The sequence below is a fragment of the Pantoea sp. QMID4 genome (assembly GCF_030270445.1).
Lineage (GTDB): Bacteria > Pseudomonadota > Gammaproteobacteria > Enterobacterales > Enterobacteriaceae > Pantoea > Pantoea vagans.
In genome coordinates this window covers 256,977-283,836 of record NZ_BSXL01000001.1, presented here as the reverse complement: position 1 = coordinate 283,836, position 26,860 = coordinate 256,977, and the positions used below count along the sequence as shown (strand labels likewise).

Annotated in this window: 27 protein-coding genes and 1 tRNA gene; 6 read left to right on the top strand and 22 right to left on the bottom strand. The window is 54.5% G+C overall.

Going from position 1 to position 26,860, the window contains the following annotated elements; all coding sequences use genetic code 11:
- Positions 1 to 94 precede the first annotated feature (94 nt).
- A complete protein-coding gene (gene mnmC / locus QSK07_RS01370) occupies positions 95 to 2,101 on the top strand; it encodes a bifunctional tRNA (5-methylaminomethyl-2-thiouridine)(34)-methyltransferase MnmC2/FAD-dependent 5-carboxymethylaminomethyl-2-thiouridine(34) oxidoreductase MnmC1 (RefSeq protein WP_285720250.1) in 2,007 nt (668 codons plus the stop codon).
- A gap of 33 nt (positions 2,102 to 2,134) precedes the next feature.
- Here mnmC and QSK07_RS01365 read toward each other — a convergent pair whose 3' ends face one another.
- The 6 genes from QSK07_RS01365 to prmB are packed head-to-tail and all read right to left on the bottom strand — an operon-like array spanning position 2,135 to position 6,721.
- Positions 2,135 to 2,419 carry a YfcL family protein gene (locus tag QSK07_RS01365; RefSeq protein ID WP_003854283.1) on the bottom strand — a complete coding sequence of 95 codons (285 nt, stop codon included), beginning with the start codon at positions 2,417 to 2,419 and terminating at the stop codon, positions 2,135 to 2,137.
- A 32-nt stretch (positions 2,420 to 2,451) separates the two neighbouring features.
- The gene (locus QSK07_RS01360) at positions 2,452 to 2,997 is read right to left on the bottom strand and encodes an elongation factor P hydroxylase (protein ID WP_285720249.1); all 546 of its coding nucleotides are present in this window, start codon (positions 2,995 to 2,997) and stop codon (positions 2,452 to 2,454) included.
- A gap of 19 nt (positions 2,998 to 3,016) precedes the next feature.
- Positions 3,017 to 3,820: a sulfite exporter TauE/SafE family protein gene (locus QSK07_RS01355; protein ID WP_285720248.1), complete on the bottom strand. Its 804-nt coding sequence runs from the start codon at positions 3,818 to 3,820 to the stop codon at positions 3,017 to 3,019.
- Between the two features lie 8 nt (positions 3,821 to 3,828).
- Positions 3,829 to 4,653, bottom strand: coding sequence for a penicillin-insensitive murein endopeptidase (mepA, locus tag QSK07_RS01350; RefSeq protein WP_285720247.1), 825 nt, complete (start codon positions 4,651 to 4,653; stop codon positions 3,829 to 3,831).
- Between the two features lie 4 nt (positions 4,654 to 4,657).
- On the bottom strand, positions 4,658 to 5,743 hold the full coding sequence (gene aroC / locus QSK07_RS01345) for a chorismate synthase (RefSeq protein ID WP_098052723.1): 1,086 nt from the start codon (positions 5,741 to 5,743) through the stop codon (positions 4,658 to 4,660).
- Positions 5,744 to 5,788: 45 nt separating this feature from the next.
- Complete coding sequence (prmB, locus tag QSK07_RS01340; protein ID WP_285720246.1) at positions 5,789 to 6,721, bottom strand: 50S ribosomal protein L3 N(5)-glutamine methyltransferase; 933 nt, start codon at positions 6,719 to 6,721, stop codon at positions 5,789 to 5,791.
- Between the two features lie 159 nt (positions 6,722 to 6,880).
- Here prmB and smrB point away from each other — a divergent pair, with 159 nt between their 5' ends.
- A complete protein-coding gene (smrB, locus tag QSK07_RS01335; RefSeq protein ID WP_013358610.1) occupies positions 6,881 to 7,429 on the top strand; it encodes an endonuclease SmrB in 549 nt (182 codons plus the stop codon).
- 28 nt (positions 7,430 to 7,457) lie between these two features.
- Here smrB and sixA read toward each other — a convergent pair whose 3' ends face one another.
- The 4 genes from sixA to QSK07_RS01315 form a co-directional block, all read right to left on the bottom strand.
- Complete coding sequence (gene sixA, locus QSK07_RS01330) at positions 7,458 to 7,940, bottom strand: phosphohistidine phosphatase SixA (RefSeq protein WP_285720245.1); 483 nt, start codon at positions 7,938 to 7,940, stop codon at positions 7,458 to 7,460.
- Positions 7,941 to 8,164: 224 nt separating this feature from the next.
- The gene (gene fadJ, locus QSK07_RS01325; RefSeq protein ID WP_275221001.1) at positions 8,165 to 10,261 is read right to left on the bottom strand and encodes a fatty acid oxidation complex subunit alpha FadJ; all 2,097 of its coding nucleotides are present in this window, start codon (positions 10,259 to 10,261) and stop codon (positions 8,165 to 8,167) included.
- Positions 10,261 to 11,571, bottom strand: coding sequence for an acetyl-CoA C-acyltransferase FadI (fadI, locus tag QSK07_RS01320; protein ID WP_098052719.1), 1,311 nt, complete (start codon positions 11,569 to 11,571; stop codon positions 10,261 to 10,263). The genes fadJ and fadI overlap by 1 nt, the downstream gene beginning before the upstream one ends.
- Positions 11,572 to 11,729: 158 nt before the next feature.
- Positions 11,730 to 12,026: a YfcZ/YiiS family protein gene (locus tag QSK07_RS01315; RefSeq protein ID WP_098052718.1), complete on the bottom strand. Its 297-nt coding sequence runs from the start codon at positions 12,024 to 12,026 to the stop codon at positions 11,730 to 11,732.
- 358 nt (positions 12,027 to 12,384) lie between these two features.
- Between QSK07_RS01315 and fadL the strand changes: the two genes are divergently transcribed.
- On the top strand, positions 12,385 to 13,668 hold the full coding sequence (gene fadL / locus QSK07_RS01310; protein ID WP_013358616.1) for a long-chain fatty acid transporter FadL: 1,284 nt from the start codon (positions 12,385 to 12,387) through the stop codon (positions 13,666 to 13,668).
- Between the two features lie 85 nt (positions 13,669 to 13,753).
- On the opposite strand, the gene mlaA is transcribed toward fadL, so the two are convergent.
- The 10 genes from mlaA to ccmA form a co-directional block, all read right to left on the bottom strand.
- Positions 13,754 to 14,518, bottom strand: a complete 765-nt coding sequence (gene mlaA, locus QSK07_RS01305) for a phospholipid-binding lipoprotein MlaA (protein ID WP_013358617.1) — start codon at positions 14,516 to 14,518, stop codon at positions 13,754 to 13,756.
- 148 nt (positions 14,519 to 14,666) lie between these two features.
- Positions 14,667 to 15,878, bottom strand: coding sequence for a c-type cytochrome biogenesis protein CcmI (ccmI, locus tag QSK07_RS01300; RefSeq protein ID WP_098052717.1), 1,212 nt, complete (start codon positions 15,876 to 15,878; stop codon positions 14,667 to 14,669).
- Entirely contained in the window at positions 15,878 to 16,330 is a 453-nt protein-coding gene (locus QSK07_RS01295; RefSeq protein ID WP_285720244.1) for a cytochrome c-type biogenesis protein, read from the bottom strand. Before QSK07_RS01295 ends, ccmI begins: the two co-directional genes overlap by 1 nt.
- On the bottom strand, positions 16,327 to 16,884 hold the full coding sequence (locus QSK07_RS01290; RefSeq protein ID WP_013358620.1) for a DsbE family thiol:disulfide interchange protein: 558 nt from the start codon (positions 16,882 to 16,884) through the stop codon (positions 16,327 to 16,329). The genes QSK07_RS01295 and QSK07_RS01290 overlap by 4 nt, the downstream gene beginning before the upstream one ends.
- Positions 16,881 to 18,839 (bottom strand): heme lyase CcmF/NrfE family subunit, encoded by a 1,959-nt coding sequence (locus QSK07_RS01285; RefSeq protein WP_285720243.1) that lies wholly within the window; start codon positions 18,837 to 18,839, stop codon positions 16,881 to 16,883. The genes QSK07_RS01290 and QSK07_RS01285 overlap by 4 nt, the downstream gene beginning before the upstream one ends.
- The gene (ccmE, locus tag QSK07_RS01280) at positions 18,836 to 19,321 is read right to left on the bottom strand and encodes a cytochrome c maturation protein CcmE (protein WP_098052714.1); all 486 of its coding nucleotides are present in this window, start codon (positions 19,319 to 19,321) and stop codon (positions 18,836 to 18,838) included. Before ccmE ends, QSK07_RS01285 begins: the two co-directional genes overlap by 4 nt.
- Positions 19,318 to 19,551, bottom strand: a complete 234-nt coding sequence (gene ccmD, locus QSK07_RS01275) for a heme exporter protein CcmD (protein ID WP_285720242.1) — start codon at positions 19,549 to 19,551, stop codon at positions 19,318 to 19,320. Before ccmD ends, ccmE begins: the two co-directional genes overlap by 4 nt.
- Complete coding sequence (locus QSK07_RS01270) at positions 19,548 to 20,288, bottom strand: heme ABC transporter permease (RefSeq protein ID WP_285720241.1); 741 nt, start codon at positions 20,286 to 20,288, stop codon at positions 19,548 to 19,550. Before QSK07_RS01270 ends, ccmD begins: the two co-directional genes overlap by 4 nt.
- Positions 20,289 to 20,355: 67 nt before the next feature.
- Positions 20,356 to 21,015, bottom strand: a complete 660-nt coding sequence (gene ccmB, locus QSK07_RS01265) for a heme exporter protein CcmB (protein WP_285720240.1) — start codon at positions 21,013 to 21,015, stop codon at positions 20,356 to 20,358.
- Positions 21,015 to 21,632: a cytochrome c biogenesis heme-transporting ATPase CcmA gene (gene ccmA / locus QSK07_RS01260; RefSeq protein ID WP_275221016.1), complete on the bottom strand. Its 618-nt coding sequence runs from the start codon at positions 21,630 to 21,632 to the stop codon at positions 21,015 to 21,017. The genes ccmB and ccmA overlap by 1 nt, the downstream gene beginning before the upstream one ends.
- 242 nt (positions 21,633 to 21,874) lie before the next feature.
- On the opposite strand from ccmA, the gene QSK07_RS01255 reads away from it, so the two are divergent.
- The 3 genes from QSK07_RS01255 (at position 21,875) to QSK07_RS01245 (ending at position 24,516) form a co-directional block, all read left to right on the top strand.
- Positions 21,875 to 22,810: a formate/nitrite transporter family protein gene (locus QSK07_RS01255; RefSeq protein WP_285720239.1), complete on the top strand. Its 936-nt coding sequence runs from the start codon at positions 21,875 to 21,877 to the stop codon at positions 22,808 to 22,810.
- A 292-nt stretch (positions 22,811 to 23,102) separates the two neighbouring features.
- Positions 23,103 to 23,174: transfer RNA gene (locus QSK07_RS01250), tRNA-Arg, on the top strand.
- Positions 23,175 to 23,337: 163 nt separating this feature from the next.
- A complete protein-coding gene (locus tag QSK07_RS01245; RefSeq protein ID WP_285720593.1) occupies positions 23,338 to 24,516 on the top strand; it encodes a tyrosine-type recombinase/integrase in 1,179 nt (392 codons plus the stop codon).
- Here QSK07_RS01245 and QSK07_RS01240 read toward each other — a convergent pair.
- Positions 24,480 to 25,328, bottom strand: a complete 849-nt coding sequence (locus tag QSK07_RS01240; RefSeq protein ID WP_285720238.1) for a DUF4435 domain-containing protein — start codon at positions 25,326 to 25,328, stop codon at positions 24,480 to 24,482. The genes QSK07_RS01245 and QSK07_RS01240 overlap by 37 nt on opposite strands.
- The gene (locus QSK07_RS01235) at positions 25,321 to 26,721 is read right to left on the bottom strand and encodes an AAA family ATPase (RefSeq protein WP_285720237.1); all 1,401 of its coding nucleotides are present in this window, start codon (positions 26,719 to 26,721) and stop codon (positions 25,321 to 25,323) included. The genes QSK07_RS01240 and QSK07_RS01235 overlap by 8 nt, the downstream gene beginning before the upstream one ends.
- Positions 26,722 to 26,860: the final 139 nt, after the last annotated feature.

The window sequence follows — 26,860 nt, the reverse complement described above, 5'->3', positions numbered from 1 at the left end:
GAACAAGTCCGATCAGCTATTTCCTTTTGTAAATTTGCGTCATGTCACGTGGGTCGCTAGAATCGCGCCACTGCCTGAAAAACGAGCCTTTACCGTGAAATTAACTCCGGTTGAACATGCACAGCTGAACTGGAATGAACAGGGTACACCTGTTTCCCGAGCGTTTGGTGACGTCTATTTCTCTAATGACAATGGTCTGGAAGAGACACGCTATGTCTTCCTTGGCGGCAACGGTTTTCCCGCGCGTTTTGCAGAGCATCCGCGCGATTTGCTGATCGTGGCGGAAAGCGGATTTGGCACCGGCCTCAACTTTCTGACGCTGTGGCAGGCGTTCGATGCGTTTCAGCGCGAACAGCCCGATGCCACGTTAAAACGTCTGCACTTCATCAGCTTTGAGAAGTTTCCGTTAACCCATGAAGACCTGGCTGCTGCGCAGCAGCACTGGCCGGAACTGGCTCACTGGGCGGAGGCACTACAGGCGCAGTGGCCTGCGGCCCTGCCCGGCTGTCAGCGCCTGCTGTTTGACGGCGGACGCATCACGCTCGACCTGTGGCTGGGCGATATTAACCAGCTGATGGGAGAGCTGGATGAGAGCCTGCATCGTCAGGTGGATGCCTGGTTCCTGGATGGTTTCGCGCCGTCGAAGAACCCGGATATGTGGACGCCAGCGCTGTTCGGCATGATGGCAAAGCTGGCGCGTCCACAAGGGACCTTCGCAACCTTTACCGCCGCAGGCATCGTGCGGCGGGGTCTGCAGGAGGCAGGCTTTACCGTCATCCGCCGCAAGGGATTTGGACCGAAGCGCGAAATGCTGTGCGGACCATTGCAGGATGCGCCTCCGTTACCCAGCCCGCAGCCCTGGTATCATCGTCAATCTGCGGAGCAGCGTGATGTTGCCCTGATTGGCGGCGGCGTCGCCAGTGCCACCTTAGCGCTGGCGCTGCTGCGTCGCGGCTGGCGGGTCACGCTTTACTGCGCCGACGAAGCACCCGCGCTGGGCGCGTCCGGTAATCGTCAGGGCGCGCTCTATCCGCTGCTCAACCAGCACGACCCGGCGCTCGCCACCTTTTTCCCGGCGGCCTTCAGCTTCGCCCGACGGCTCTACGATCAGTTAACCGTCAACTATGAGCATCACTGGAGCGGCGTGCTTCAACTGGGCTGGGATGAGAAAAGCCGTAAGAAGATTGATCAGATGCTGGCGATGGGCTTGCCTGACTCTATCGCTCGTGGCGTGGATGTCGCAGAGGCGGAGAAACTGGCGAATGTTGACCATGGCTGTAGCGGCATTTTCTATCCTGAAGGTGGCTGGCTCTCACCGGCCGAACTGACCACCGCAATGCTGGCTTATGGCGAAACCCAGGGCTTACGCATTCACTGGCTGCACCGGATAAGCGGTCTTTCACGGGATGATGATCACTGGACGCTGACGTTCAGCGATCGCCCGGTGGTCCGTCATCCGACGGTGGTGCTGGCTAACGGCCATGCGATTGCCGACGTTGCGCAGAGCGCCCCGCTGCCGACCTATCCGGTGGCCGGTCAGGTGAGCCATGTTCCGTCAACCCCGGGCCTCGACGCGCTGCAGACCGTGCTCTGTTACGACGGCTACCTGACACCCGTCAGCCCGCAGTTTGGCACCCACTGTATCGGTGCCAGCTATCATCGTGGCGAAACCGCAACGGATTACCGGGAAGAGGATCAGCAGGAGAACCGCAGCCGACTGCTGGATTGCCTGCCTGACCGTCGCTGGGCAGAGAGCGTGGATGTCAGTGACGGCGAGGCGAGAATGGGTGTGCGCTGCGCCACGCGGGATCATCTGCCGATGGTGGGCGGCGTGCCGGATTATGACGCCACGCTTATGCAGTACGCTGATTTACCGGCTCAGCTGGCCGCAAGTCACGATATCGCTGATGCGCCCGATCTGGCGGGCCTGTATCTGTTTGGTGCACTGGGATCGCGCGGCCTGTGCAGTGCGCCGCTGGCAGCCGAAGTGCTGGCAGCCCAACTGACGGGCGAACCGCAGCCGCTGGACGCGAGTACACTGGCAGCGCTTAATCCGAATCGTTACTGGGTAAGGAAATTACTGAAGGGAAAAGCAGTTTAGCCGATGCGGAGGGCGGCACGCCGCCCTGCAGCGTTATGCGGAGAGCTGGCGTGCCTGAACAAACAGGTTGTCCCACATTCCGACCACTAATGCCTGGTCGCGCGGTGAGAGTTCTCCGGCAGCAATAGCATTTTGCAGACTGCGGGAGACCTGAATCTGCAGTGCTTCTGGCGTATGTTCGCCCAGTTGCTCTACTTCGGCCACAGCCAGTGTCAGATGCCCGCGCAGATAACCGCTGGCGAACAGCTCATCGTCACTGGCATGCTCGACCATGTCGTCAATCAGGGCCAGAATACGCGCTTCAAATTCTGCGATCATCTCAATTCCTCTATTAATAATGCCTTCCTGCATCACAGATCGTCCGGCCAGGGAAACTGCGACGCGGTGAGTGAAGGCCTGCCATAAAATTCCGCCAGAGCGGTAATAAAACGCGCAGGACGGTCGGGAATGCCCGACGTCAGATAGCTCATGACCTGAGCATGCACTTTACGCTGGAACGCAATGCGATCCGGCTCACAATCTCCGTCGAGATTGTCACAACTCACGTTGAAGGGAAAGCCTGCCGCCATACAAAACATCCACTCCAGTGCCTGCGGCTTCACTTCAACCGCTTCAAACTGACTTTGGGTCAGCGCATCGCGGCCATCCGGGCAGTACCAGTAGCCAAAATCGACCAGTTTGCGGCGTGCTTCACCGGCAATGCACCAGTGAGAGATCTCATGCAGGGCGCTGGCGTAAAAGCCGTGGGCAAAGACCACGCGGTTCCACGGCGACTCTGCATCAGCAGGAAGATAGATGGGTTCATCGTCGCCTTTAATCAGGCGGGTCTGAAATTCATCGCTGAAGCAGCGATCAAACAGCGTGACCAGCTGTTCATAATGATGGGTCAGGTTCATAACGGTATCGCGTTTCAGGTTACGAATGCAGCGTGGCCAGCCAGGCCAGAACGGCGCTGCCGTGGCTGTCCCACAGTAATTTAATGCTCATGACGGCAGAAACAATCACCACCATCGGGCGGATCAGTTTCTGTCCGCGGCTCAGCACCAGCCGCGCGCCCAGACGCGCGCCACAGAAGGCACCGAGCATCATAATCAGACCGGTCCCCCACACCACTTTGCCGCCGAACATAAAGAACAGCAGGCTGCCCATGTTTGAGGTGAAGTTGAGCACCTTGGCATGCGCGGTCGCTTTGGCCAGGTTATAGCCGCAGAGGGTAACGAAAGCCAGCGCATAAAACGAGCCTGCGCCCGGCCCGAAAAATCCGTCATAAAATCCCACTGCCCCGCCACCCACCAGCGCATAAGGCAGGCCATGCAGGCGGCGTGCCTGATCGACTTCGCCCAGCGTTGGCATCAGCAGGAACCACAGGCCAATTGCGATCAAAAACAGCGGCAGCATCTGGCGCAGAAAATCAGCCTGCAGTCGCTGAATCAGTATCGCGCCCAGAATGGACCCCAGCAGCGTCATGGCGATATTCAGCCACTGCTCATTGAGATTGACCGCACCACGTCGGACAAAGTAAAGGCTGGCTGAAAACGAGCCGCCGACCGATTGCAGTTTATTGGTTGCCAGCGCCTGCGCCGGCGAGAGGCCCGCCGCCAGCAGTGAAGGTACTGTCAGTAGCCCCCCGCCACCGGCGATGGAGTCAATAAAACCGGCGAGCATGGCGATTAAAAACAGCAGCCCGACCAGCAGAGGGCTGACCACAAACCACTCCATGGAATCCCTTACAGTAGATGTTTATCCAGCAGAGCCTGACAGGCAGGCGGTAACGGCGGTGGCTCACGTTTCACCGGTGCGCCAGGACCCGGCTGTTTCGGCAGGAACCAGCTTTGCAGCTCTGCGCCACAACCATCGCCAGCCGGCGGTGCCGGCTGATCTTCACAGCCGATACTGCCCGCCGGGCAGCGCAGTCGCACATGCATGTGGGCACGATGCGCGAACCACGGGCGCACTTTCCGCAGCCAGTCGCGATCGTTACCCGCATCCGCACAGAGCTGCTTTTTAATCGCCGGATTGACGAAGATACGCGTAACATCGTCATCTTTTGCGGCCAGTTTAATCAGACTGTCGATTTCCGGCTGCCAGTGACGCGCAATGACATTCTTATCACCCGGCCCGACCAGATCCAGCGGCTGCGGCTTCAGCAGCTGCTGCGCGCTCCAGCGTGTTTTTGGCAGTTGCAGCCAGATATCGACATCCAGCCCGGTCTGGTGACTGGCGTGACCGCTGCTGAAGCGCCCGCCTGCCGCCATGCCCATGTCGCCAATCAGCACGTTGCCCAGTTGCAGATTATGCACCTGGGTGCTGAGCCGCTGAATAAACTGAATCAGATCGGGATGGCCAAAGAAGCGCCGCTGATCCTGACGCATCACCTGATAGTGCGGTGAATTCAGCGGCAGTGCCTGCGCGCCGACAATACAGCCGTTGGCAAAGCCACCAATTGACTGCGGTGCGCCGCTGATCGGCTGCTGGATCTGTTGCCACGGCGTTGCGGCCAGGCTGGAGGCGCTGATCAGCAGCGCACTCAGCGTAAGCAGAATAGCCTTCATGCCATCACCAGCGCGGTACAGAGCTGTTGACGTCACCATTCTGCGCCCGCTGGCGCAGCAGATGATCCATCAGGACGATCGCCATCATCGCCTCGGCGATCGGCACAGCGCGGATTCCGACGCAGGGATCGTGGCGGCCTTTGGTGATCATCTCCACCTCTTCGCCGTCGCGGGTAATGGTTTTACCTGGCACGGTGATGCTGGAGGTTGGTTTCATCGCCAGATTGGCACTGATGGTCTGCCCGCTGCTGATGCCGCCCAGAATGCCGCCGGCGTGGTTGCTCTGAAAACCGTCGTGGCGGATCTCGTCGCGATGCTGACTGCCGCGCTGGTTAACCACCGCAAAGCCGTCGCCAATTTCAACGCCTTTCACCGCATTGATACTCATCAGCGCGTGCGCCAGATCGGCGTCCAGTCGGTCAAAGACCGGCTCGCCCAGGCCTGGCGGCACGTTGTCTGCCATAACCGTAACTTTGGCACCGATGGAGTCGCCCTCTTTTTTCAGGCCGCGCATCAGTTCATCCAGCGCCTCAAGCTTATCGGCATCCGGGCAGAAGAACGGGTTCTGCTCCACGATGTTCCAGTCTTTCAGCTCACAGGCGACATCACCAATCTGCGACAGATAGCCACGTACTACGACACCGTGTTTCATCTGCAGATATTTCTTGGCAATTGCACCAGCTGCCACGCGCATTGCGGTTTCACGCGCCGATGAGCGACCGCCGCCACGATAGTCGCGCTGACCATATTTTTGCTCGTAAGTGTAATCAGCATGGCCCGGTCGGAAGAGATCTTTGATGGCACCGTAATCCTGCGAGCGCTGATCGGTGTTCTCAATCAGCAGGCCGATCGAGGTGCCGGTGGTCACACCCTCAAAGACACCGGACAAAATTTTTACCTGATCCGGCTCGCGGCGCTGCGTGGTATAGCGCGACGTGCCAGGACGGCGGCGATCGAGGTCATGCTGAATATCTGCTTCAGTCAGCGGGATACCTGGCGGCACACCGTCAACGATACAGCCCAGTGCCAGACCGTGGGACTCGCCAAAAGTCGTTACTCGAAAAAATTGCCCGATGCTGTTTCCGGCCATGCTGTTTCCTTGTCAGAGTTCGGCGGGCGAGGCTTCGCCCCACTTTTAGTCTTTGTAAAAAGAGAAATGGTGTTGTGCATCGACAATCTGCTGGCGCGTCAGCATAAAGACGCCGTCACCGCCGTTGTCGAATTCCAGCCAGGTAAAGGGCACATCGGGATACTGCTCGATCATGTGCACCATGCTGTTGCCTACTTCGCAGACCAGTACGCCCTGCTCGCTAAGATAGTCGGGCGCGCAGGCCAGAATGCGGCGCACCAGCTTCAGGCCGTCGCTGCCAGCCGCCAGACCAAGCTCCGGTTCGTGGCGATATTCGTTAGGCAGATCGTCCATATCTTCCGCATCAACGTACGGCGGATTGGTGACGATCAGATCATATTTCAGCTGTGGCAGTTCGCGGAACAAGTCAGCACGAATCGGCGTCACCTGGTGGATGAGTCCATGTTCTTCAATGTTCTGTTCGGCTACCACCAGCGCGCCAGTGGAGATATCCACGGCGTCCACTTCGGCTTCCGGGAAAGCATAGGCGCAGGCAATCGCGATACAGCCGCTGCCGGTACACATATCCAGAATATGACGAGGCGGTGTGCTGACCAGACCAGCAAAGCGGTTCTCAATCAGCTCGCCAATCGGTGAACGCGGCACCAGCACGCGCTCATCGACAAAGAATTCGTGCCCGCAGAACCAGGCTTTATTGGTCAGATAGGCGACAGGAATACGCTCGTTAACACGACGGATGACACGCTCAACGATCAGAAGACGTTCGCTGGCGGTGAGACGCGCACTGCGCATATCTTCAGGAATATCCAGCGGCAGCCAGAGTGACGGCAGGACCAGTTGAACGGCTTCGTCCCAGGGATTGTCTGTGCCATGTCCGTACCAGATTCCGGCAGCGGAAAAGCGGCTTACCGCCCAGCGCAGCATGTCCTGAATGGTGTGCAGTTCGTTCACTGCCTCATCGACGAAAATTTTGTCCACGTAGCCCTCCGCAGGCCTTTTGCTAAATCGGCCAGTAGTGTGCCATGAAGCCGGGGAGAATTCAGCGCAGCAAGGTGAAAAAGCTGACATTTAATGACATTAATCGGTAAGGTATCGCCTATGCTGTGTAGCAGACTTTTCTTAGATAACTGACCCGTCATGAGTAAAAAAACACCCTTAAGCCCGGATGACCAGGCGCTGTTCCGACAGTTAATGACTGGCACGCGTCAGTTGAAACAAGATACTTTCGTGCATAAGTTACCGGTTAAAACCCGCGAATTGCCGGTAAAACGTCTGCTTTCAGAGCAGGCGGACAACAGCCATTACTTTTCGGATGAGTTTCAGCCGCTGCTCTCCACCGAAGGGGCCACCCGTTATGTGCGCGCCGATGTCAGCCACTTTGAGCTGAAAAAACTACGTCGTGGCGACTATACGCCGGAGATTTTCCTCGATCTGCATGGCTTAACGCAGCAGCAGGCCAAGCAGGAACTGGGCGCACTGATCGCCGCCTGCCGCCGTGAACATCTGTTCTGCGCCAGCGTCATGACCGGTCATGGAAAGCATATCCTGAAGCAGCAGACGCCGCTGTGGCTGGCTCAGCACCCGTGGGTGATGGCTTTTCACCAGGCACCGAAGCTGTTTGGCGGTGATGCCGCACTGCTGGTTTTGATTGAGATTGAGGAGTGGCAACCGCCTGAGTTGCCCTGAAAGGGGCCGGAGGATCGGCCCACAGACGTCAGATCGCTTTCGCCAGCTTTTTGGGACTGACCTGCCACAGGAGTTTACCGGCATGCTGCGCGGGATCGAATTCCACGCAGGCAATAGCGGAAGTGGCAAACATAGGGGGGGCTTCCTGCGGGCACAGTTCAGAGACTAAGTACCCCACCAGCGGTAAGTGAGAGATCACCAGCGCCGATTTCACGCCTTCGTTTGCCAGGGTCTGCAGATAGCACCCGACCTTTTCCGGATCGCCGCCCGGCGTTAACTCCGGCAGAACATCCTGGTTTTCCGGCAGGGAAAAAGCTTCACGCACGGTCGCGAGGGTTTGCTGCGCGCGCAAATAGGGACTCACCAGGACACGCTCAATGTCCGGCGTCTGGCTGTTGAGCCAGTTGGCCATCTGGCGTGATTCATTGCAGCCACATAAGGTTAAAGGCCTGACTGAATCACTGGCTGCTTCCAGAGCCGCATCGCCGTGACGCATGATAAAAACTTGCATAAAGCACCGCTGTTGTTTGTCGACATCGCCCGACGCCTGGCGCCTGACTCTTCATTCTGCGAATGAACGCTGTGTTTTACCCTAATGGCTTCAGTATAGTCAACCGGTTGTTTATTAAATAAGCGCTTCTCAGAATCATGCTGCGCCGCACACTCTGGCGGCGCTTTTCTAACATGCTGAATCGGATTGGTTATTCCATTTACAGTAGAAATGTAAAATTTCGTCTACTTTGTGGCCGCCTCAGCCAGCGCTTCGCAGGAAGTAAAGCGATCGCCATGCTGCTGCGTGAGGCGGGTTAATCGGTTGAACACCTCCGCCGCACCCAGTTTGTCCATATAATGGAACGGCCCTCCCAGGAAAGGCGGAAAGCCGATACCAAACACTGCACCGATATCGCCATCGCGGGCACAGCGGATGACCTGCTCATCAAGGCAGCGGGCCGCCTCATTCAGCATCATCATCATGCAGCGTTCCGCAATCTGAGCTTCGCTCTGTCTGGCCTGCGGCGTAACGTTCAGCAACGTATAAATTGAGGTGTCCGGCTTTTTACGCTGCCAGCGCGGCTGGTCATAGCGATAAAAGCCTTTGCTGTTTTTACGTCCCTTGCGGCCATCTTTCAGCACCGCATCAAAAGCAGCAGGTGCGGCAAAGCGTTCACCATAAGCCTGATGCAGGATGGGACTGATTTTGCTGCCGACGTCGATGCCTACCTCATCCAGCAGCTGAATCGGACCGACCGGAAAACCAGCCTTCACCAGCGCCCGATCGATATGGTCAATCGGCTCGCCCTCCAGCAGGCAACGCATCGCTTCATTTATATAGGGCGTCAGGATGCGGTTAACATAGAAGCCTGGCTTGTCCGCCACCACTATCGGCGTTTTGCCCTGGCTGCGCGCCAGCGTCACAATGGTCACCACCGTTGCGGTGGAGGTGTTCAGATGGGGAATCACTTCCACCAGCGGCATTTTATCGACCGGGCTGAAGTAGTGCAGCCCGATGACGTTTTCCGGACGCTGTGCTTTGGCGGCAATCTCTTCAATCGGCAGCGAAGAGGTGTTAGAAGCAAACAGCGTATGCGGCTGACAGTGGGCTTCCACTTCGCTGACCATCTGCTGCTTGAGTGCTAAATCTTCGAATACGGCTTCGATCACCACATCGCGCTGCGAGAAACCCTGATAATCGATGCCGCCCGTGATCCGGGCCATCTGCTGCTGACGCTGTGCCGGAGTGAGCTGGCGTCGTTTGACCTTTTTGCTCAGCAGTTCCCAGCTGGTTTTCAGCGCATGGTTAACGCCTTCCAGGCTGATATCTTTGATGCGCACCGGCAACCCGGCGTTGATTGCGGTGACGCTGGCGATGCCACCGCCCATCAGACCGCCGCCGAGAATCGCGACACGCTTCACCGCAACGGGTTCCGCCTCACCACCCCGCTCCTTCTTCATGGCCGTGGTCGCGAAAAAGATCCTGCGCAAGGCAACAGACTCTGGCGTCATTGCCAGTTCACCGAAAGCGCGCGCTTCGGCATCATGTCCGGCACGGCTGCCCTGCTCCAGTCCGATGCGTACCACTTCAATAATGCGGTTTGCCGCCGGGTAGTTACCCTGGGTTTTGGCTGCAGTCTGCCGGGTTGCGAGTGCAAACAGTGCCTGACGGCCAACCGGACCGTGCAGCAGACGATCGCGCAGCGGCAGTGTTCGACCGCTGACTTTGCCCTTTTTCACCCGTGCGATAGCCGTCTCCAGCAAAATAGCCTGAGGCACCGCGTCATCGACCACTCCCAGCTTACGTGCCTGTTTTGCCCGCAGCGTTTTACCGGTCAGAATCAGCGGCAGCGCCTGCTGCACGCCAATTAACCGCGGCAGTCGCTGGGTGCCACCGGAGCCGGGCAGTAAGCCAAGTTGCACTTCCGGTAATCCGAGGCGGGTTTTATCATCCAGCGAGCAGATGCGCGCATCGCAGGCCAGCGCCAGTTCCAGCCCGCCGCCCAGGCAGACACCATGGATAGCGGCCACTACCGGAAATGGCAGCGCATCAAGCACGGCCATCATTTCCTGACCCTGTTTTGCCAGCGCTTCAGCCTCCTGCACGCTCTGACAACGATCAATCATGCTGATGTCCGCGCCCGCGATAAAGTTGTCCGCTTTGCCAGAAATCAGCACCAGGCCTGCCAGCTGCGGATCGCGTCGCGCCTCCGCAATGATGGCGGTAATCTGCCCGGCAAATTCTGCTTTCAGGGTGTTCATCTTCTCGCCAGGGACATCGATTGTAATGATGCCAACGTGATCCAGTCGCATCTTCAGGTGAAACGCATTCTGCTCCATTATTCGGCCTCCAGAACCATTGCCGCACCCAGACCGCCCGCCGCACACGCCGTGACCAGTCCTAATCCGCCACCGCGACGGCGTAATTCATTCAGCGTCTGGGTGATCATGCGCGCGCCCGTCGCGGCAAAAGGATGACCATAGGCGATTGAACCGCCCAGCACGTTAAAGCGTTCTTCATTCACTTCGCCCAGCGCATGAGGACGATTCAGCACGTCACGGGCAAAGCGCTCGTCGCGAAACAGTTGCAGATTGCTTAATGTCTGAGCCGCAAACGCTTCGTGCATATCGATTAGCGTCAGATCGGCCAGCGTGATCCCGGCGCGATCCAGTGCCAGCGGGGAGGAGTACGCCGGGCCCAGCAGCATATCCTGCTGTACACTAATCGCGGTAAACGCGTAGCTGCGCAGATAGCCCAGCGGCGTGACACCGAGTTCACGGGCGCGGCCTTCGCGCATCAGAATCACGGCGGCCGCGCCATCGGTGAGTGGCGTGCTGTTGGCCGCCGTGACGCTGCCGTGCTGACGATCAAACGCCGGGCGCAAGCGGGCGTAATCCTCTGCTCTGGCGTTCATGCGGACGTTATTGTCCTGGTCGATAGCGGTTTTCCACGGCGGCACAAAGGCTGCCATGACTTCCTGATGGAGCACCCCGGATTGCCAGGCGCGGGCGGCATGCTGATGAGAGCGCAGCGCCAGCGCATCCTGTGCCTCACGGGTGATGCCATGACTCTTTGCCATCTGCTCGGCGGTATCACCCATGCGCAGGCCGGTTGAGTACTCTGCCACCGCGGGCGGCACCGGCAGCAGATCGCGCGGACGCAGACGTTTAAGGATGTGCAGTTTTTGCCCAAGGCTGCGGGCTTTATTGAGATCCACCAGCGCGCGGGCCAGTGTTTTACTGACACCAATCGGCAATACTGACGAGGAATCTGCACCACCGGCAATGCCAGCAGAAATCGTGCCAGCCAGCAGACTTTCCGCCACATTCGCTACAGCCTGAAAACTGGTGGCGCAGGCACGGCTGACGCTATAGGCATCGGTGTGCACATCAAGCCCGCTGCTCAGTACAATTTCACGCGCAATGTTCGGCGCTTCTGGCATCTGCACCACCTGACCAAAGACCAGTTGCTCGATCACCTCAGCCGGCAGTTCACTGCGTGCCATCAATTCGCTGACCACCATCCTCCCCAGCTCAATGGCGGGAATGCCATGAAAGCCGGTCGCCTGGCGCAAAAAAGGGGTGCGTAACCCGTGGGTTATTGCGATGCGTTCACCATCACGCGTCAGCAGCGGCTGCGCTTTGCTCATTGTTCTCACCTGTGGCTGGGACTGTGGCATCATTGCCTGAAGAGGTCTGACCTGATCAGTGTTAACCACAAGCGGGTGAGCCGCCAATACCGGAAAGGAAAAAATGCGAAGGGAAACACGAAAATACAAAACGCCGCATTAACGCGGCGTTATGAGACTTAACGCAAACCGAGCTGGAAAATCATCGTTTCAGCCTGGCAGCCGAAAGTAAAATCGATATCCAGCTGCACACCCTGATCCACGTCACTGAAGCGCGGCTCAATCACACAGGGTTCCGATTCAACTTCACGTGCACGTTTAGTGAGGAGCGCTAATTTGGCTTCCGCATCGGCACGCTGAGTAAACCACTCTGACCAGCTGGCGGTGCAATCGGTATTATCCATTACCGTGCCCACATCAACACAACAGCAGGCTGCAGTTTCAGTTGCACTGCATTTTTTAATGGCATCAGTCATTTCATTCTCCTGACCAGCGATCTGGTGGGTTGAGCGATTTTATGGCCCGGATTTTACCTGCTCGCGTATAGATGCGCTATGTACACGGCGCTAAGTGACGAATATCACAATAAAAATTGATCCAGAACAAACTGGAATCGGTATGCTGTTCAGAATCAGGGCAGTTTTGCTATGCAGATCGAATTTTAAGCGATCAATCCTGAAATATTTTAAAAACAATATTGCAACATGCACACAGGTCGGACCTATACTCTTCGCACTGGTCTGATATGTGCGTTTTACATCAGTCCCTACAATCCGCCGTCCTTTGTTACGCGACGTTATAGCGTTAAATAATAATTCACATGAGGTTGTGGTCATGAACCATAAAAACCTGTTTGCAAAGTCAGCCGTGGCGGCTGCAGTGGCGCTTGTCTCTTCACACGTTTACGCAGCTGGATTTCAGTTAAATGAGTTTTCTACGATTGGTTTAGGTCGCGCATATTCAGGCGAAGGGGCAATGGGTGATACGGCGGCATCAGCCAGCCGTAACCCGGCGACGATGGCGTTGATGGATCGTCCGGAATTTTCAATCGGTGCGGTTTATATTGCGCCAGACGTCAATATCAGTGGTCGCAGTCCCAGCGGACGCAGCCTGGATGCGAATAATATTGCCCCGAATCAGTGGGTCCCCAATATTCATTATGTTCAGCCCATCAACGATCAGTGGTGGATCGGCGCGTCTGCAACCTCAAACTATGGCTTAGCAACAGAGTTTAATAATGGCTACACCGCAGGGGGTTACGGCGGTAAAACCGATCTTGTAACCGGCAATTTTAATCTCAGCACCGCGTACCGCTTAAATGAACATTTTAGTTTTGGCGTCGGTTTTGATGCGGTTTATGCGAAAGCCAAAATTGAACGCTATGCCGGTGAGTCAGGCGCAAGACTGGGCGTTCCGGCTGATACGCAGGTTGCCCATCTGAAAGGCGATGAGTGGGGATATGGCTGGAACGCCGGTATCCTGTACGAAGTGGATGAAAATAACCGCTTCGGCTTTACCTATCGTTCCGAAGTGAAAGTCGACTTTGATGGCGATTACAAGAGCAGCCTCTCATCCCGGCTGAATGCGGTGAATAACCCGGAAGTATCAGGCGTGCCGTTTGGCACTAATGGCACTACCGTTCCAGGTGCATTAACCCTTAATCTGCCAGAGATGTGGGAAGTGTCGGGCTGGCATAAAGTGGCTCCGCAGTGGGCGGTTCACTACAGCATGGCGTATACCAGCTGGAGCCAGTTCCAGGAGCTGAAAGCCACGGGTTCAAATGGCCAGACGCTCTTCTATAAAGATGAAAGCTTCCGCGATGCTTACCGCATTGCCCTGGGCACCACCTATTCCTACGACAAGAACTGGACTTTCCGCACCGGTATTGCGTTTGATGATAGCCCGGTACCGGCTGATAAGCGTTCTATCTCTATTCCGGACCAGGATCGTTTATGGCTGAGTGCCGGTACATCGTATGCCTTTAACGATGATGCCTCGGTCGATTTGGGCATCTCTTATATGCATGGCCAGAAAGTGACGGTCAAAGAAGGTCCTTATACCTTTACCTCTGAAGGTAAGGCCTGGCTCTATGGCGCGAACTTTAACTACAAGTTCTGATTGGCGGGTACAATTAAAAAGGGCGACTCTGATGAGTCGCCCTTTTTGTAGCTGCGGATCGTTTACTGGCTCACGAATCCTGCGCTTACTGCGAATCGATATCCTTCAGGTCATCCTGAATCGCGGCTGCATTAGGATTGTCTTCCGGCTTGAGCTTACCGCCACGCGCCAGGAAGTCATGCCGCTGGAAGTAGGCGTTACGGATAAAGGCGTACGGATCGCTCTGCTGTTTCAGGATGGCATCAGAATCCAGCAACTGAGCGCGGGTCTCGATACCTTCCAGCGTCCATTTACCAATCGACATCGGCCAGGTCAGCCAGCCGAGGATCGGATAGAGCGTATCAACATAGTCACCGCCATCCTGACGAACCGTGAAGCTGCCGTAAGCAGGCAGTTCAACATAAGGCCCGTAGCCGACGCCATAATGACCCAGCGTAGTACCGAAACGATGCGGCTCTTCACGCGCCAGTTCCGGGTTGGCTTTACCGGCAACGTCGATGAAACCGCCCAGTCCCAGCACGCTGTTCAGGAAGAAACGGGTGAAGTGAATGCCCGCATCACGTCCGTTACCGACCAGAATGGCGTTGACCATACTGGCTGGCTCTTCCAGGTTACCGAGGAAATTGCTCAGGCCGGTACGTGCCGGGACCGGCACATAATCACGCCATGCGACAGCGACCGGACGAAGCACGTACGGATCCAGCACGTTGTAGTTAAAGTTAAACATCGTGCGGTTAAAACCTTCGAATGGATCGCTGCGCTGCGCAGGATCGCTATTCGCCGGCTTTGAACTGGCACAACCCACCAGAAGAACGCTGGCCATAGCCAGGCTGGTCAGGCGATAATTCATTCCAATCTCCCTGTGCGGATGAAAAAGTTCAGCCCATCGTTCAGGTCACAGCCCTGTCGTATCGGCTTATCCGATGAGCATAGCTGACTTTGCGCCAGAGGCAGCAGGCAATGGCACGCATCATTTTTAACGCTATCAATTTTGACGTTCAGGGTAGCTGCTTATTGATCTCCACCGCGAGCGTCTGATGGCCATCCCAGGGCATCACCGCACTCAGACCCAGCCAGTCACCTGGCTGCGGATTGGCGCTGCCATCGCGGGAAATCCGCACCCGAACCTCCACCTTATGCTGCGCGGAAAGCAGGCGATCCGGCATCATGGCATTGCTGTCATCCAGCGTCAGCGACAGCGGGAAGTGACTGAGCGGCATACGCTTAACCGCTACCGGTACCGGTGAATCCCCGTCAGAAACCGAAATATACAACACTCCGTCCTGAGGTAACATTTTTTCTGCCTCTGGGTTCAGCGTCACGGTCAGCGCCAGCTGACGACTCTGCTGCCCGGCATCGCTTCGGGCTTTTTCAATGCTGCGGGCGATCATTGCGTGTCGCGAATCACCGGCAGGCAACAGACCCAGCAGGGTCTGCCATGCATCGATAGCCTGATCGTAGTGCTGCTGACCGTAAGCGTTATAGGCCAGCAGGCTCAGCGTCCGCAGGTTTTGCGGATCTGCTTTAAGCAATGATTGCAGCAGCAGTAATGCCTGACGGTTATCCTGCGGATCGGAGGATCTTGTCAGCACCTCTGCATAGTCCTGCTTCAGCGCCAGATCGTTGGGCGACAGCTGAAGTGCATGCTCAAAGGCCTGGCTGGCCATCTCCGCATTATTCAGCACCATGCTGAGTCGCCCCAGCATCGTCCAGTCGGCCAGATTATCCGGTTCGGTTTGCAACGCGGTACGCAATCCGAGCTGTAAACGCGCCAGCTCCTCCATGCTTAGCGGTTTAGCGCCAGGATCCATCAGGCGGGCACGCAGCTCAGGATACGCCTGCTGCACCTGCATCCAGCCGGTGAATTGTGCCAGGCCGCCGGTTTTCAGATAAGTGCCCAGCGAAACCGCAGCCAGCATAATCAGGCCTGGCAGCAGAATCAGACGGCGGCTGCTGTGTGACTGCAGCGTCTGTGCCGGCGGGATATCCGCCAGCAGCGTCTGCTGTAACTCCCGTTCCATCAGCGGACGCTCAGCAACGACGCCCTGCGCTTCATCCTGCGCCAGCTCATCTATCCGCTGATGGTAGAAACGCTGATTAAGGCGATCGCGATCGCCTGCGCTGGCCTGACGCTGCCGCCAGCCTGCGGCCAGAAACAGCGTGCAGGCTGCCAGAAGTGACAGAAAAAGGGTAATCCAGAATGCACTCATTACGGCTTCCTGTCTGACTTCAGTAGCGCATTAAGACGCTGTTGCTCATTTTCATCCAGCTCACTGCGGGTTTTGCGCTGACGGCTACGCAGGATGATCACCACGCCACCCAGCAGCGCAAACAGCGCCGGCCCCGCCCACAGAATAAGGGTTGAAGGTGTGACCGGTGGCGAATAGCTGACGAAGTTGTCATAGCGCGCCACCATGTAGTCGATAATCTGCTGGCGACTCTGGCCCTGCTTCATCAATTGATAGACTTTCAGCCGCATATCGGCGGCTATCATCGCATTCGAATCGGCAATGCTGTTGTTCTGGCATTTCGGACAGCGCAGTGACGCTGTCAGGTCGCGGTATTGCTCTTCCTGGGCCTCCGAGTCAAATTGCAGCGTGTCGATGCTTGCCCACAGATTAATGCTGAACAGCAGGCCGCAGAGCAGTAACAGCATTCTCATGATCCCGCCTCCGCACTGTATTTCATCCACAAGGGTTTTACCTCCTGCTCCCAGACGCGCGCATTCAGATCGCCCGCATGACGATAACGGATGATGCCTTTACCATCGATCAGGAAGGTCTCCGGCGCGCCATAGACACCGAGATCCAGTCCCAGCATGCCGTTGCCATCATAAAGGCTCAGCGCATACGGATTACCCAGCGTATTCAGCCAGTTAACCGCCTTTTGACGATCGTCTTTGTAGTTCAGCCCGACGACACGAATGCCCTGCTCTGCCAGCGTATTCAGATAGTGATGTTCAGCGCGGCAGGTCGGACACCATGTCGCCCAGACGTTCAGCAATATCGGTTTGCCATCGGTCAGCACGCGCTGATCATACGTTTTGCCTGGCTGATCCAGTGCTTCCAGCCGGAACAGCGGCACCGGTTTGCCAATCAGGGCCGATTCAAGACGGGTCGGATCGTCACCATCGGCATTACGCGTTAGCTGCCACAGCAGCGCGGCCGCCAGCAGCAGAAACAACATCAGGGGAATAAACAGGATTTTCTTGTTCATGTCCGCACCTCCGTTTCTGCTTTTTTGCGCGAACGGTAACGAGGATCAAACAGGCAGAACAGCCCGCCCAGCGCCATCAGCACACCACCGAACCAGATCCAGCGGACAAAGGGTTTGTAGTAGATACGCACGGCCCAGCCGCCATCCTCCAGCTCTTCGCCCAGCGCCGCGTAGAGATCGCGACTGAAACCGCCATCAATCGCCGCTTCGGTCATCATAGTGCGGGCGGCGGTATAAAAACGTTTTTCCGCCTGCAGCGTCGCTTCATGTTTGCCGTTGCGTGTGACATCAATAATGCCCATGCCGCCGCTGTAATTAGGCCCCTGCAGATTCTGCACGCCACGGAAGACAAAGTGATAATGATGAATATCGACACTCTCGCCCGCCTTCATCCGCACATCGCGTTCCACGCTGTACTGCGTGCTGAACGCAATACCAATCACTGTGACGCCGACACCCAGATGGCCCAGCACCATGCCCCAGTGGCTGCGTGACAGATGACGTAAACCCGCAAAGAACGGATGACGATGGGTGGCGCGTTCATGCAGTTCCAGCAGCGTCAGCACGATAATCCAGAGTGACATCAGCAGACCAACCACCGTCATCGCTTCAATCCGATCCTGCAGCCACCACGGAATGATCATGGAACACGCCAGGGTCACAATCAGCGCCAGCGCCAGCCGTTTAGCCAGCTTCTGCGGCTCATCGCGACGCCAGCGCACCAGCGGCCCGATCCCCATCAGCAGCGCAAACGGTGCCATCAGCCAGCTGAACATTGTGTTGAAGAAGGGTTCACCGACCGAAATGCTGCCCAGCCCCAGTTGCTTGTGCACCAGCGGCAATAGCGTGCCGAGCACCACCACCAGCATCGCGGCAATCAGCAGCACGTTATTACCCAGCAGGAACGATTCCCGCGACCAGGCTTCATTCTGAACCCGGCCACGCACCTGCCCGCCTTTAATGGCGTAGAGCAGCAGTGAACTGCCGATGACAATCACCAGAAATGCGAGGATAAACATGCCGCGCGCCGGATCGGAGGCAAAGGAGTGCACCGATACCAGCACGCCGGATCGCACCAGGAACGTCCCGAGCAGGCTCAGCGAAAACGCCGTAATCGCCAGCAGCACGGTCCAGGCCTTAAAGGTGCCGCGCTTTTCGGTGACTGCCAGCGAGTGCATCAGGGCAGTGCCCGCCAGCCACGGCATAAATGAGGCATTTTCAACTGGATCCCAGAACCACCAGCCGCCCCAGCCCAGTTCGTAATAGGCCCAGGCAGATCCAAGGACAATTCCGATGGTCAGAAAAACCCAGGCCGCCGTCGTCCAGGGACGCGACCAGCGCGCCCAGGCAGTATCGAGCCGTCCGGCCATCAGTGAGGCGATAGCAAAGGCAAACGCCACTGAAAAGCCCACGTAGCCCATATAGAGCAACGGCGGATGGAAGATCAGGCCGATATCCTGCAGCATCGGATTCAGATCGTGGCCGTCTATCGGGAAGTCCGGCAGCGTGCGGCCAAACGGATTGGAGGTCAGCAGGATAAACAGCAGGAAGCCGAGGTTGATCATTCCCATGACGGCAAGCACGCGGGCCAGCGCATCCTGCGGCATCCCGCGGCTGAAGATCGCCACCGCCAGTGTCCAGGTGCTGAGCAGCAGCACCCACAGCAGCAGTGAACCTTCGTGTGCGCCCCAGGTGGCAGCGATGCGATAGTAAACCGGCAGCAGACTGTTGGAGTTCGTGACGACATAGGCAACAGTAAAGTCGTTGCTGATAAAGGCCCAGACCAGCAGCGCAAACGCCGCTGCGATGCAGACAAACAGGCCGCAGGCCAGCGGACGCGCCATCGCCATCAGGCGGGCATCCTGACGTACTGCGCCCCACAGCGGATAACTGCTCAGCAACAGGGAAAGCCCCAGCGCCAGGCAGAGCAGAAAGGTACCAATCTCGGGCATCATGATGATTTATTTCCCGCCTGATAGAGCGACTGCGGGCCGGGGTGATTACTCTTCATCGCGTCTTCAATCTCCGGCGGCGTGTATTTCTCATCATGTTTCGCCAGCACTTCTTTGGCGATGACCTGATTGCCCGTCGTCAGCACGCCCTGTGCGACAACGCCCTGCCCTTCCCGGAACAGATCCGGCAGGATGCCTTCAAAACTGACGCTGACCACGCCGCGTGCATCATAAAGTTTGAACGATACCGCCAGCGTATGGGGATCGCGCCGGACGCTGCCGGGCATCACCATGCCACCGACGCGCAGTCGCTGGCCCGCTTCAGGCTTCTCGTGCGCCTCGCCTTTGCCGTAGAGGATTTCACCCGGGGTATAGAACAGGTCGATGTTTGAGCGCAGCGCATACATGACCAGCGCGGTGGCCAGGCCAAGGCCAAGCAGGATCGCCACTGCCGCATAGAGGCGGTTGCGTCGACGGATATTCACGGTGTCTCTCCTGCCGCGTCAGCCGCGGCTTTTTTCGTTTTCGCCGCCCGGATGCGACGTTCCCGCGCATCACGCTGGCAAATCTCAGCCAGCAGGCGTCGGCGCAGCAACAGGGTATGCAGCGTCAGACCGATAAGCGGAAGCAGCGTGCAGGCAACCGCCAGCCAGACGTAAAAGGCGTAACCGCCCATCGCAAAGAAGGCGTGCCACGAGGTAAATGCCGGGGTCATGGCTGCTCTCCCCGCTTTGCCACATCAATCGCCCAGGGACGATGACGCTCGGTTAACAGAATCAGATTGCGCAGCCGCATCAGGGTCAGCGTGATAAACAGCAGCAGATAACCGAGGATCGACCAGCGCAGCGGCGTGCGCATGACCGGCGCAATCGCCTGCTGAAGAATGCCTGACGACCCCTGATGCAGGGTATTCCACCACTGCACCGAGAAGTGAATGATGGGCAGATTGACCACACCAACCAGAATCAGAATTCCGGCGGCCCGGCCTGCGGTGCGGCGATCATCAAAAGCGTGATAAAGCGCGATCACGCCCATATAGAGGAACAGCATTACCAGCTCCGAGGTCAGACGCGCATCCCAGATCCACCAGGTGCCCCACATCGGCTTGCCCCATGCGGAACCGGTGACCAGCGCAATAAAGGTAAAAACCGCGCCCACGGGAGCCATGGCGGCCGAGACCAGATCGGCCATCTTCATCTGCCACACCACACCCGTAAAGGCGGCGATCGCCATGGAGGCATAGATGCCCATCGACCACATCGCGGCGGGTACATGGATGTACATAATGCGAAAACTGTCGCCCTGCTGATAGTCAGCAGGGGCAAATCCGAATCCCCAGACCCAGCCCAGCAGCAACGACGCCAGCCCTGCAACGGCAAACCAGGGCACCAGTCGCCCCGAAAATTGATAAAGCCGTTCGGGCCTGGCCAGCTGATGTAACGCTTTCCACATATCAGATGCTCACATTAACGATAAAAGAGTATTGCCGCGTCTTTTACGCGCGGTGGATACAAGCCGGTTACTGCAAAGTAATGCGTAGCGCCGCTGCCGTGGCAAACGGCGCGAGCGTGGCGCTGCCCAGCAGCATCGCGCCGAGAATCGCCAGATAGCCATTAATCGGCAATCCCTGACTGGCCGCCTCCATCGCCGCACTGGCAAAGATCAGGACAGGAATCGCCAGCGGTAGCACCAGCAGGCTCAGCAGCACACCGCCGCGTCGTAAACCCACCGTCAGACCCACGCCAATCGCACCAAGGAAACTCAGGGTTGGCGTACCGAGCAGCAGCGTCAGGGCCATCGCCCGCCAGCCATTAAAATCCAGCGACAGTAGCAGCGCGGCCAGTGGCGACAAAATGATCAGCGGCACGCCGGTGACCAGCCAGTGCGCCACCACTTTGCCAATGACCGTTACCGGCAGCGGCGTCGGCAACAGAACCAGCTGCACCAGCGAGCCATCACTGAAGTCATCGCGAAACAGCCGTTCCAGCGCCAGAAGCGACGCCAGCAGCGCGGCAACCCAGGCCACGCCCGGCGCAATGCGCGCCAGCTGTTGCGGGTCCGGTCCGATGCCCAGCGGAAACAGGGTAATGACGATCAGGAAAAACCAGAGCGGATTAACCACATCCGCACCGCCGCGAAAGGCAATGCGCAGTTCACGCTGGATGAGGCGAAACAGCATCACTCAGCCTCCTCGTCGCCGAGGCGAATTTTACGCACCCGTGCAGTATTCGCAGGCAAATCCTGATGGGTCGTGAGGATCACTGCACCGCCGTTATCGGCATGCCGGGCGAATTGCGCCATTAATATTTCGATTCCCGCTTTGTCGATGGCGGTCAAGGGCTCATCGAGGATCCACAGACTGGCATGGCTTAGCCACAAGCGCGCGAGCGCCACCCGACGCTGCTGGCCCGCCGACAAGCGGCTGACCGGCACCTCTTCATCGCCCATGAGGTCGACACTTTCAAGTGCTGCAAAGATCTGTGCATCAGTGCAACCGGGATGGTAAAAGCGCAGATTTTCCAGCGGCGTGAGCACGCCTTTGACACCGGGATGGTGGCCCAGATAGAGCATCGCCTGATGCCAGGTTTCACGCTGCCGCAGGATCGGCTGCTGCTGCCAGCGTATTTCACCCTCTTCCGGACGGCTCAGACCCGCCAGCAGGCGCAATAACGAGGTCTTACCGGCACCATTGGGGCCTTCAATCTGCACAATGTCACCAGCAGAGACGCGAAAAGAGAGCCGCCGGAACAGCGTGCGTTCGTCGTATGCGCAAGTGAGCGTAATGATTTCCAACATTGAGGGGGGAATCGCACCAGCTAAAAGTGGCCGGGATATTACCACAATGTTGCTGTGGGCCGAAGTGTGAGCCATAGCTCAGTTTCGCTGCCAGTAGCTTATTCGTGCGGTATTGTCGGAAGTCTGAATAAAAATGCAGTTCCGAAAAACGTTGTTACGCTTATTCGCACTGGCCGTTACATTATCAGCAAATAAAAAACAGCTACGCTTATTACGCCACAGCACTATCACCAGGAGAAAATATGAAGCCTTCATCAGGTAATGAACAGGGTCCTAACGACGTAGAGAGTGACGAGAAGGACAAGGGCACTGACATTGAAGTCGATGAGGAGGCATTACCCTCCCGCGCTGCGGCGATCCATGAAGAAATTCGTCAGGATGGTGAAAAGGAGCTGGAGCGCGACGGTATGGCGCTGCTCTGGTCAGCTATCGCGGCAGGCCTGTCCATGGGTGCCTCGCTGATGGCTAAAGGGATATTCCAGGTGCATCTGGATGGCGTTCCGGGCGCATTCCTGCTTGAAAACCTCGGTTATACCTTTGGTTTTGTTATCGTCATTATGGCGCGCCAGCAACTCTTTACTGAAAATACGGTTACCGCCGTGTTACCCGTAATGCACAAACCGACCTGGAGTAATGGCGGTCTGCTGTTAAGGCTATGGGGCATTGTGTTGCTGGGTAACCTGATCGGTACCGCGCTGGGTGCGCTGGCATTCAATGAGATGCCGATATTTGACGATGCCACCCGTCAGGCCTTTACCAATATCAGTATGAAGGTGATGGAACACACCCCTGGCGAGATGTTTGCTAATGCGGTGATTTCCGGCTGGATTATCGCCACGATGGTCTGGATGTTCCCTTCTGCGGGCGGCGCTAAACTGCTGGTCATTGTAATGATGACCTGGCTGGTTGCGCTGGGCGATCTGGCACATATCGTGGTGGGGTCGGTGGAAGTGCTCTATCTGGTGTTTAATGGCAGCATCAGCTGGCATGAATTCCTCTGGCCATTTGCCCTGCCGACGTTGCTCGGCAACATTACCGGTGGCACACTGATTTTTGCATTGATCAGCCATGCGCAGATTCGCAATGATATGAGTGAAGTGGCCGTTGCTAAAGCGAAGGCGGAAAAACGGAAGCAGGAGAAGCGCCGCCAGCGCGAAGAGCAGGAAGGCACGGAGTAGACTGGCAAGGCAGCCAGTTAACCCTGTCTGCCTTTCAGGTCTGTTGGCTGAGGCGATTTGCTATGCGTGCGGCTGAAGAACGTTTACCGGGGTGTCTGCTGTAACCGGAAGTGAAGATTCAGAGCCGGAGTGCCGCTTCAGTCTGGTTGGCATCCTGGGCTTCAGAACAGCGGCTTTCCGCTTTCTGTACGTAATGTTCACGCGTGCAGAAAGCCGGATTGCTGACGGAATGAGCAAACGGACGGCGATGTAGTGAATCCCATAGCCTGTTTGCGCTATACTGCGCGCCGCAGTCCTCTTAGTTAAATGGATATAACGAGCCCCTCCTAAGGGCTAGTTGCAGGTTCGATTCCTGCAGGGGACACTTTTTGCAAGTCTCAGCTTGTCTCATAAAGTTTAAAATCCCTTCTTAAACAAAACCATACGACACACCTCATATCCAGAACTATCCAGTAAAGTTCAATGGAATCTATACACAGATGTGTATAAGATTGCGTATAACTCAGTTCGATCTTTTTTCTATACACATGCTGCTATCTGATATTCAAATTAAACGTGCGAAACCGCAAGACAAGCCCTATACGCTCAACGATGGCGCAGGCCTATCGCTTTTGGTTGATGTTAATGGGGCTAAAGGCTGGCGCTTCCGTTATCGCTTTGTTGGCAAGCCTAAGATGATCTCATTTGGCGTTTATGGGGAAGTTTCGCTTGCAGAGGCTCGTCGTAGACGTGAAGAGGCACGTGCGATGCTGGCTAAGGGGATTAACCCCAGTGATGCACGTAAAGCCGACAAGATAGCGCTGCGTTTCTCGCATGATAATAATTTTGAAGCCGTTGCCAGAGAATGGCATGCCAGCAAGAAGTCAACCTGGTCGGATGGATATGCTAAAGAAATTTTAGGCTGCCTTGAGCGTGATATTTTCCCTTTCGTTGGTCACCGCCCCATTGAGCAAATAGAGCCACTTGAACTATTGGCCGTCCTGCAAAAAATCGAGAAGCGCGGCGCATTAGAGCAGGCTAGTAAGATCCGTCGCCGCTGTGGTGAAGTCCTCCGTTTTGCTGTAGTAACGGGTCGAGCAAAGTACAATTTTGCTCCCGATTTGGCCATCGCTTTGAACAAGCCAAAACAGAATCACTTCCCGTTCCTGACAGAAAAAGAGATTCCAGCTTTTGTTAAAGCGCTGGAAGGGTATCAGGGCAGTTTATTGACTAAATACGCCACTCAACTACTCATGCTTACTGGTGTTCGCACCGTTGAACTCCGAGAGGCTTCATGGTGTGAGTTTGATCTGGACAAAGCTCTGTGGGAAATCCCCAAAGAACGTATGAAGAAACGTCGCTCTCATTTAGTGCCGCTATCGTCTCAAGCGGTTGAGATTTTGAAGAAGCTGAAGGTGATTTCCGGCAAATATCAGCTAGTGTTCCCAGGCAGAAACGACGTTAGAAAGCCGATGAGCGATGCCAGCATCAATAAAGTGATAAAGATGCTTGGCTATCATGGGCGGCTAACGGGGCATGGTTTTCGCCATATGATGAGCACGATCTTGCATGAACATGGCTTTGAAAGCGCATGGATTGAAATGCAGCTTGCGCATGTTGATAAGAACTCGATTCGTGGAACTTATAATCATGCGCAATACTTAAATCAAAGGAAATTGATGTTGCAGCATTATAGCGATTTTATTATTGAGTCAATTAACTCCTGAACTTCGTCTATAAAAGCTATGAATAATCTCTCAATTGCCAACTCATCTTGGAAATTTTTAAGTCCCTTAAATCCTTTATTTGACAATGATATCATTTTAACGAAATCATGCCCTCGTATGTAAAATCTCGGGTCACCATTTAACTGACCTAACCATCTGTCAAAAATTAAATTAAATTCATCCAACCTGGATCGCTTAGCATTTTTGAGCAGTACCCTTTCAGCATATAAGGCATTATTAAAAATTAATGAACTTCCTTTGAATGAAATGTATTTATCAAGTTCAATCCATTCAAGGTTAAGTTTTAATAACTCACCCGACAAACGGAGGCAATATAATCTTTTTAAAACATCAACAAATGAAGTAAAGAACTCGTCCCAGATAAGAATTTTAGAGCCAGACACTTCAACGATAATTCTTTTAATTACATCCTCTTTGAAATAATAAAGTTCTAAAGAACAATAATCCGTCTTTATTAAATTTGGCACATATTCTAACTCATCAATCCAGTGTTCCAAGTCTTTGTCAACCAAACAACGATAACCACTAAAATCGTCATGAGCCAATTCCTTAGCTAATGCAACGACTCTTTGTTTCTTCCCTTCTGTGAGATTGTATTTGTTTAAAATCTCGCATGGTATTTCAACAGTATTTATTTCATATGAAACTATTTTACTTTCTTTGTGCTTGTTACACCAAGACGTTATTATCGTATTGTCAAAATTCCCCTCAACATATATGTCATATAATTCCGGCTCGCAAAAGTAACGAGTTTTAAGCTCCTCAATAGTTCGCCTTGGCAATTCACTCATGCTCGTTCACCAATTTGACTACACGATGTCTGTGCTGAGATATAATTTCCAAGGAATGAGAGGCGAACATAAACTGGACACTTGTATCTTGTGTAATATCCAAAAGATAATGTATTAATTTCCTTTGCCATTTAATATTCAATGATATCTCAGGCTCATCTATTATAAATAAGCTTGGTTTATCTCTTGCTACTAATACATTACAGAAAAGCAGTAATAGCTGCTGTTCTCCAGACGATAATTGCGCTGACGTTAAAGTTTCTTTGAACTTATTTTTAATATAGAAACCCTGGCTTAGGTGAAACCCCATCTCTTTATCAGTCAGTAATTCATTGACAATTGTTATGAATCTATCAATTGTTATGTATATTGATCTTACTGCTTCTAAACGAACATCCAAGCTTTCTATATATGGTTTAAGAAGGTCAATTGATAAAGAACTATTTGTGTTTTCTTGAAACTGCAAAACGCGAGAAAATTCAGTCATGTCAAGCGCGGTAGTCAATTCATACTTTGCTAGTCTTTTCGTTTCTGCTCCAAGAGACTCAATTTTAGCGCTTAGTTTTTGAAGTTCATCATTGGCAATTTCTGAAGAAACGTCATTTTTAGGGGATACAATGTGTTTCAGGATTCGAATATAAGTAGAATGTACATTGTCAGTCCCTTGATTAGTCCCTATTACTGCCTTTCTTGAAATCCATTTAGAAGCAGCGAATAATGCTTGGGTTAAAGCTATTTCTCGAGATCTTATAACTAAATCCTGAATGCTTTTTGGCTCACCATAACGCATAGTTCTTCTATACTCAACCTCATCATCCCCGTCACTTATAGAGTCGCCATCAAGTCTACGATCGGCATTTAATATAAAGGTTGTTGGTACAACTTCACGCAATTTTGCCATGTAAATACTCTCGCCGTAAACAGAGAGTTTCTTCGATTCTGAATGATTAGGATTTTTAGATTTAAAGTATTCAAGCTCATAATTTTCATTGATATTGACATACATGCGTTTATTATTGACTGTAATTTCCCTTACATGTGTTTTTTCTGTTGAATAATTCCACAGTGCAACTTCTTTATTATCTTCAATAATTTTAAGACTCAAAACTTCATGAGAGGATTCAGAGGTTTTTTTTTCGGCTGATAAGATCACTCCGGACTCTAGTGTTACTTCAATTTTTTTAAAATTAGTTTTGAGTATCGCTGATCTGTGCCCTTTCTCGTCAGATATAGACAGTAAATCAAATACCATGCGTAGAATGGTACTTTTACCAACGCCATTATCTCCATAAAGAATTATTGTTCCATCTGAGATATCAATATTATTCAGCGTGTAACTATAGAGTCCGAATAAACTTTCTATTTTGATTTTCTTAATAATATATTGACTCATTTTTAATTAACCTAATTTCCTTTCTAACAAGTTTTTGTGTGGCATTATATTTATCATACATATAAGAAAAGCTCATCAAAAATTATCAATTCACACGTAATAATTTCATTAGGAAAGTATAATTGCAACAAAATGGCGC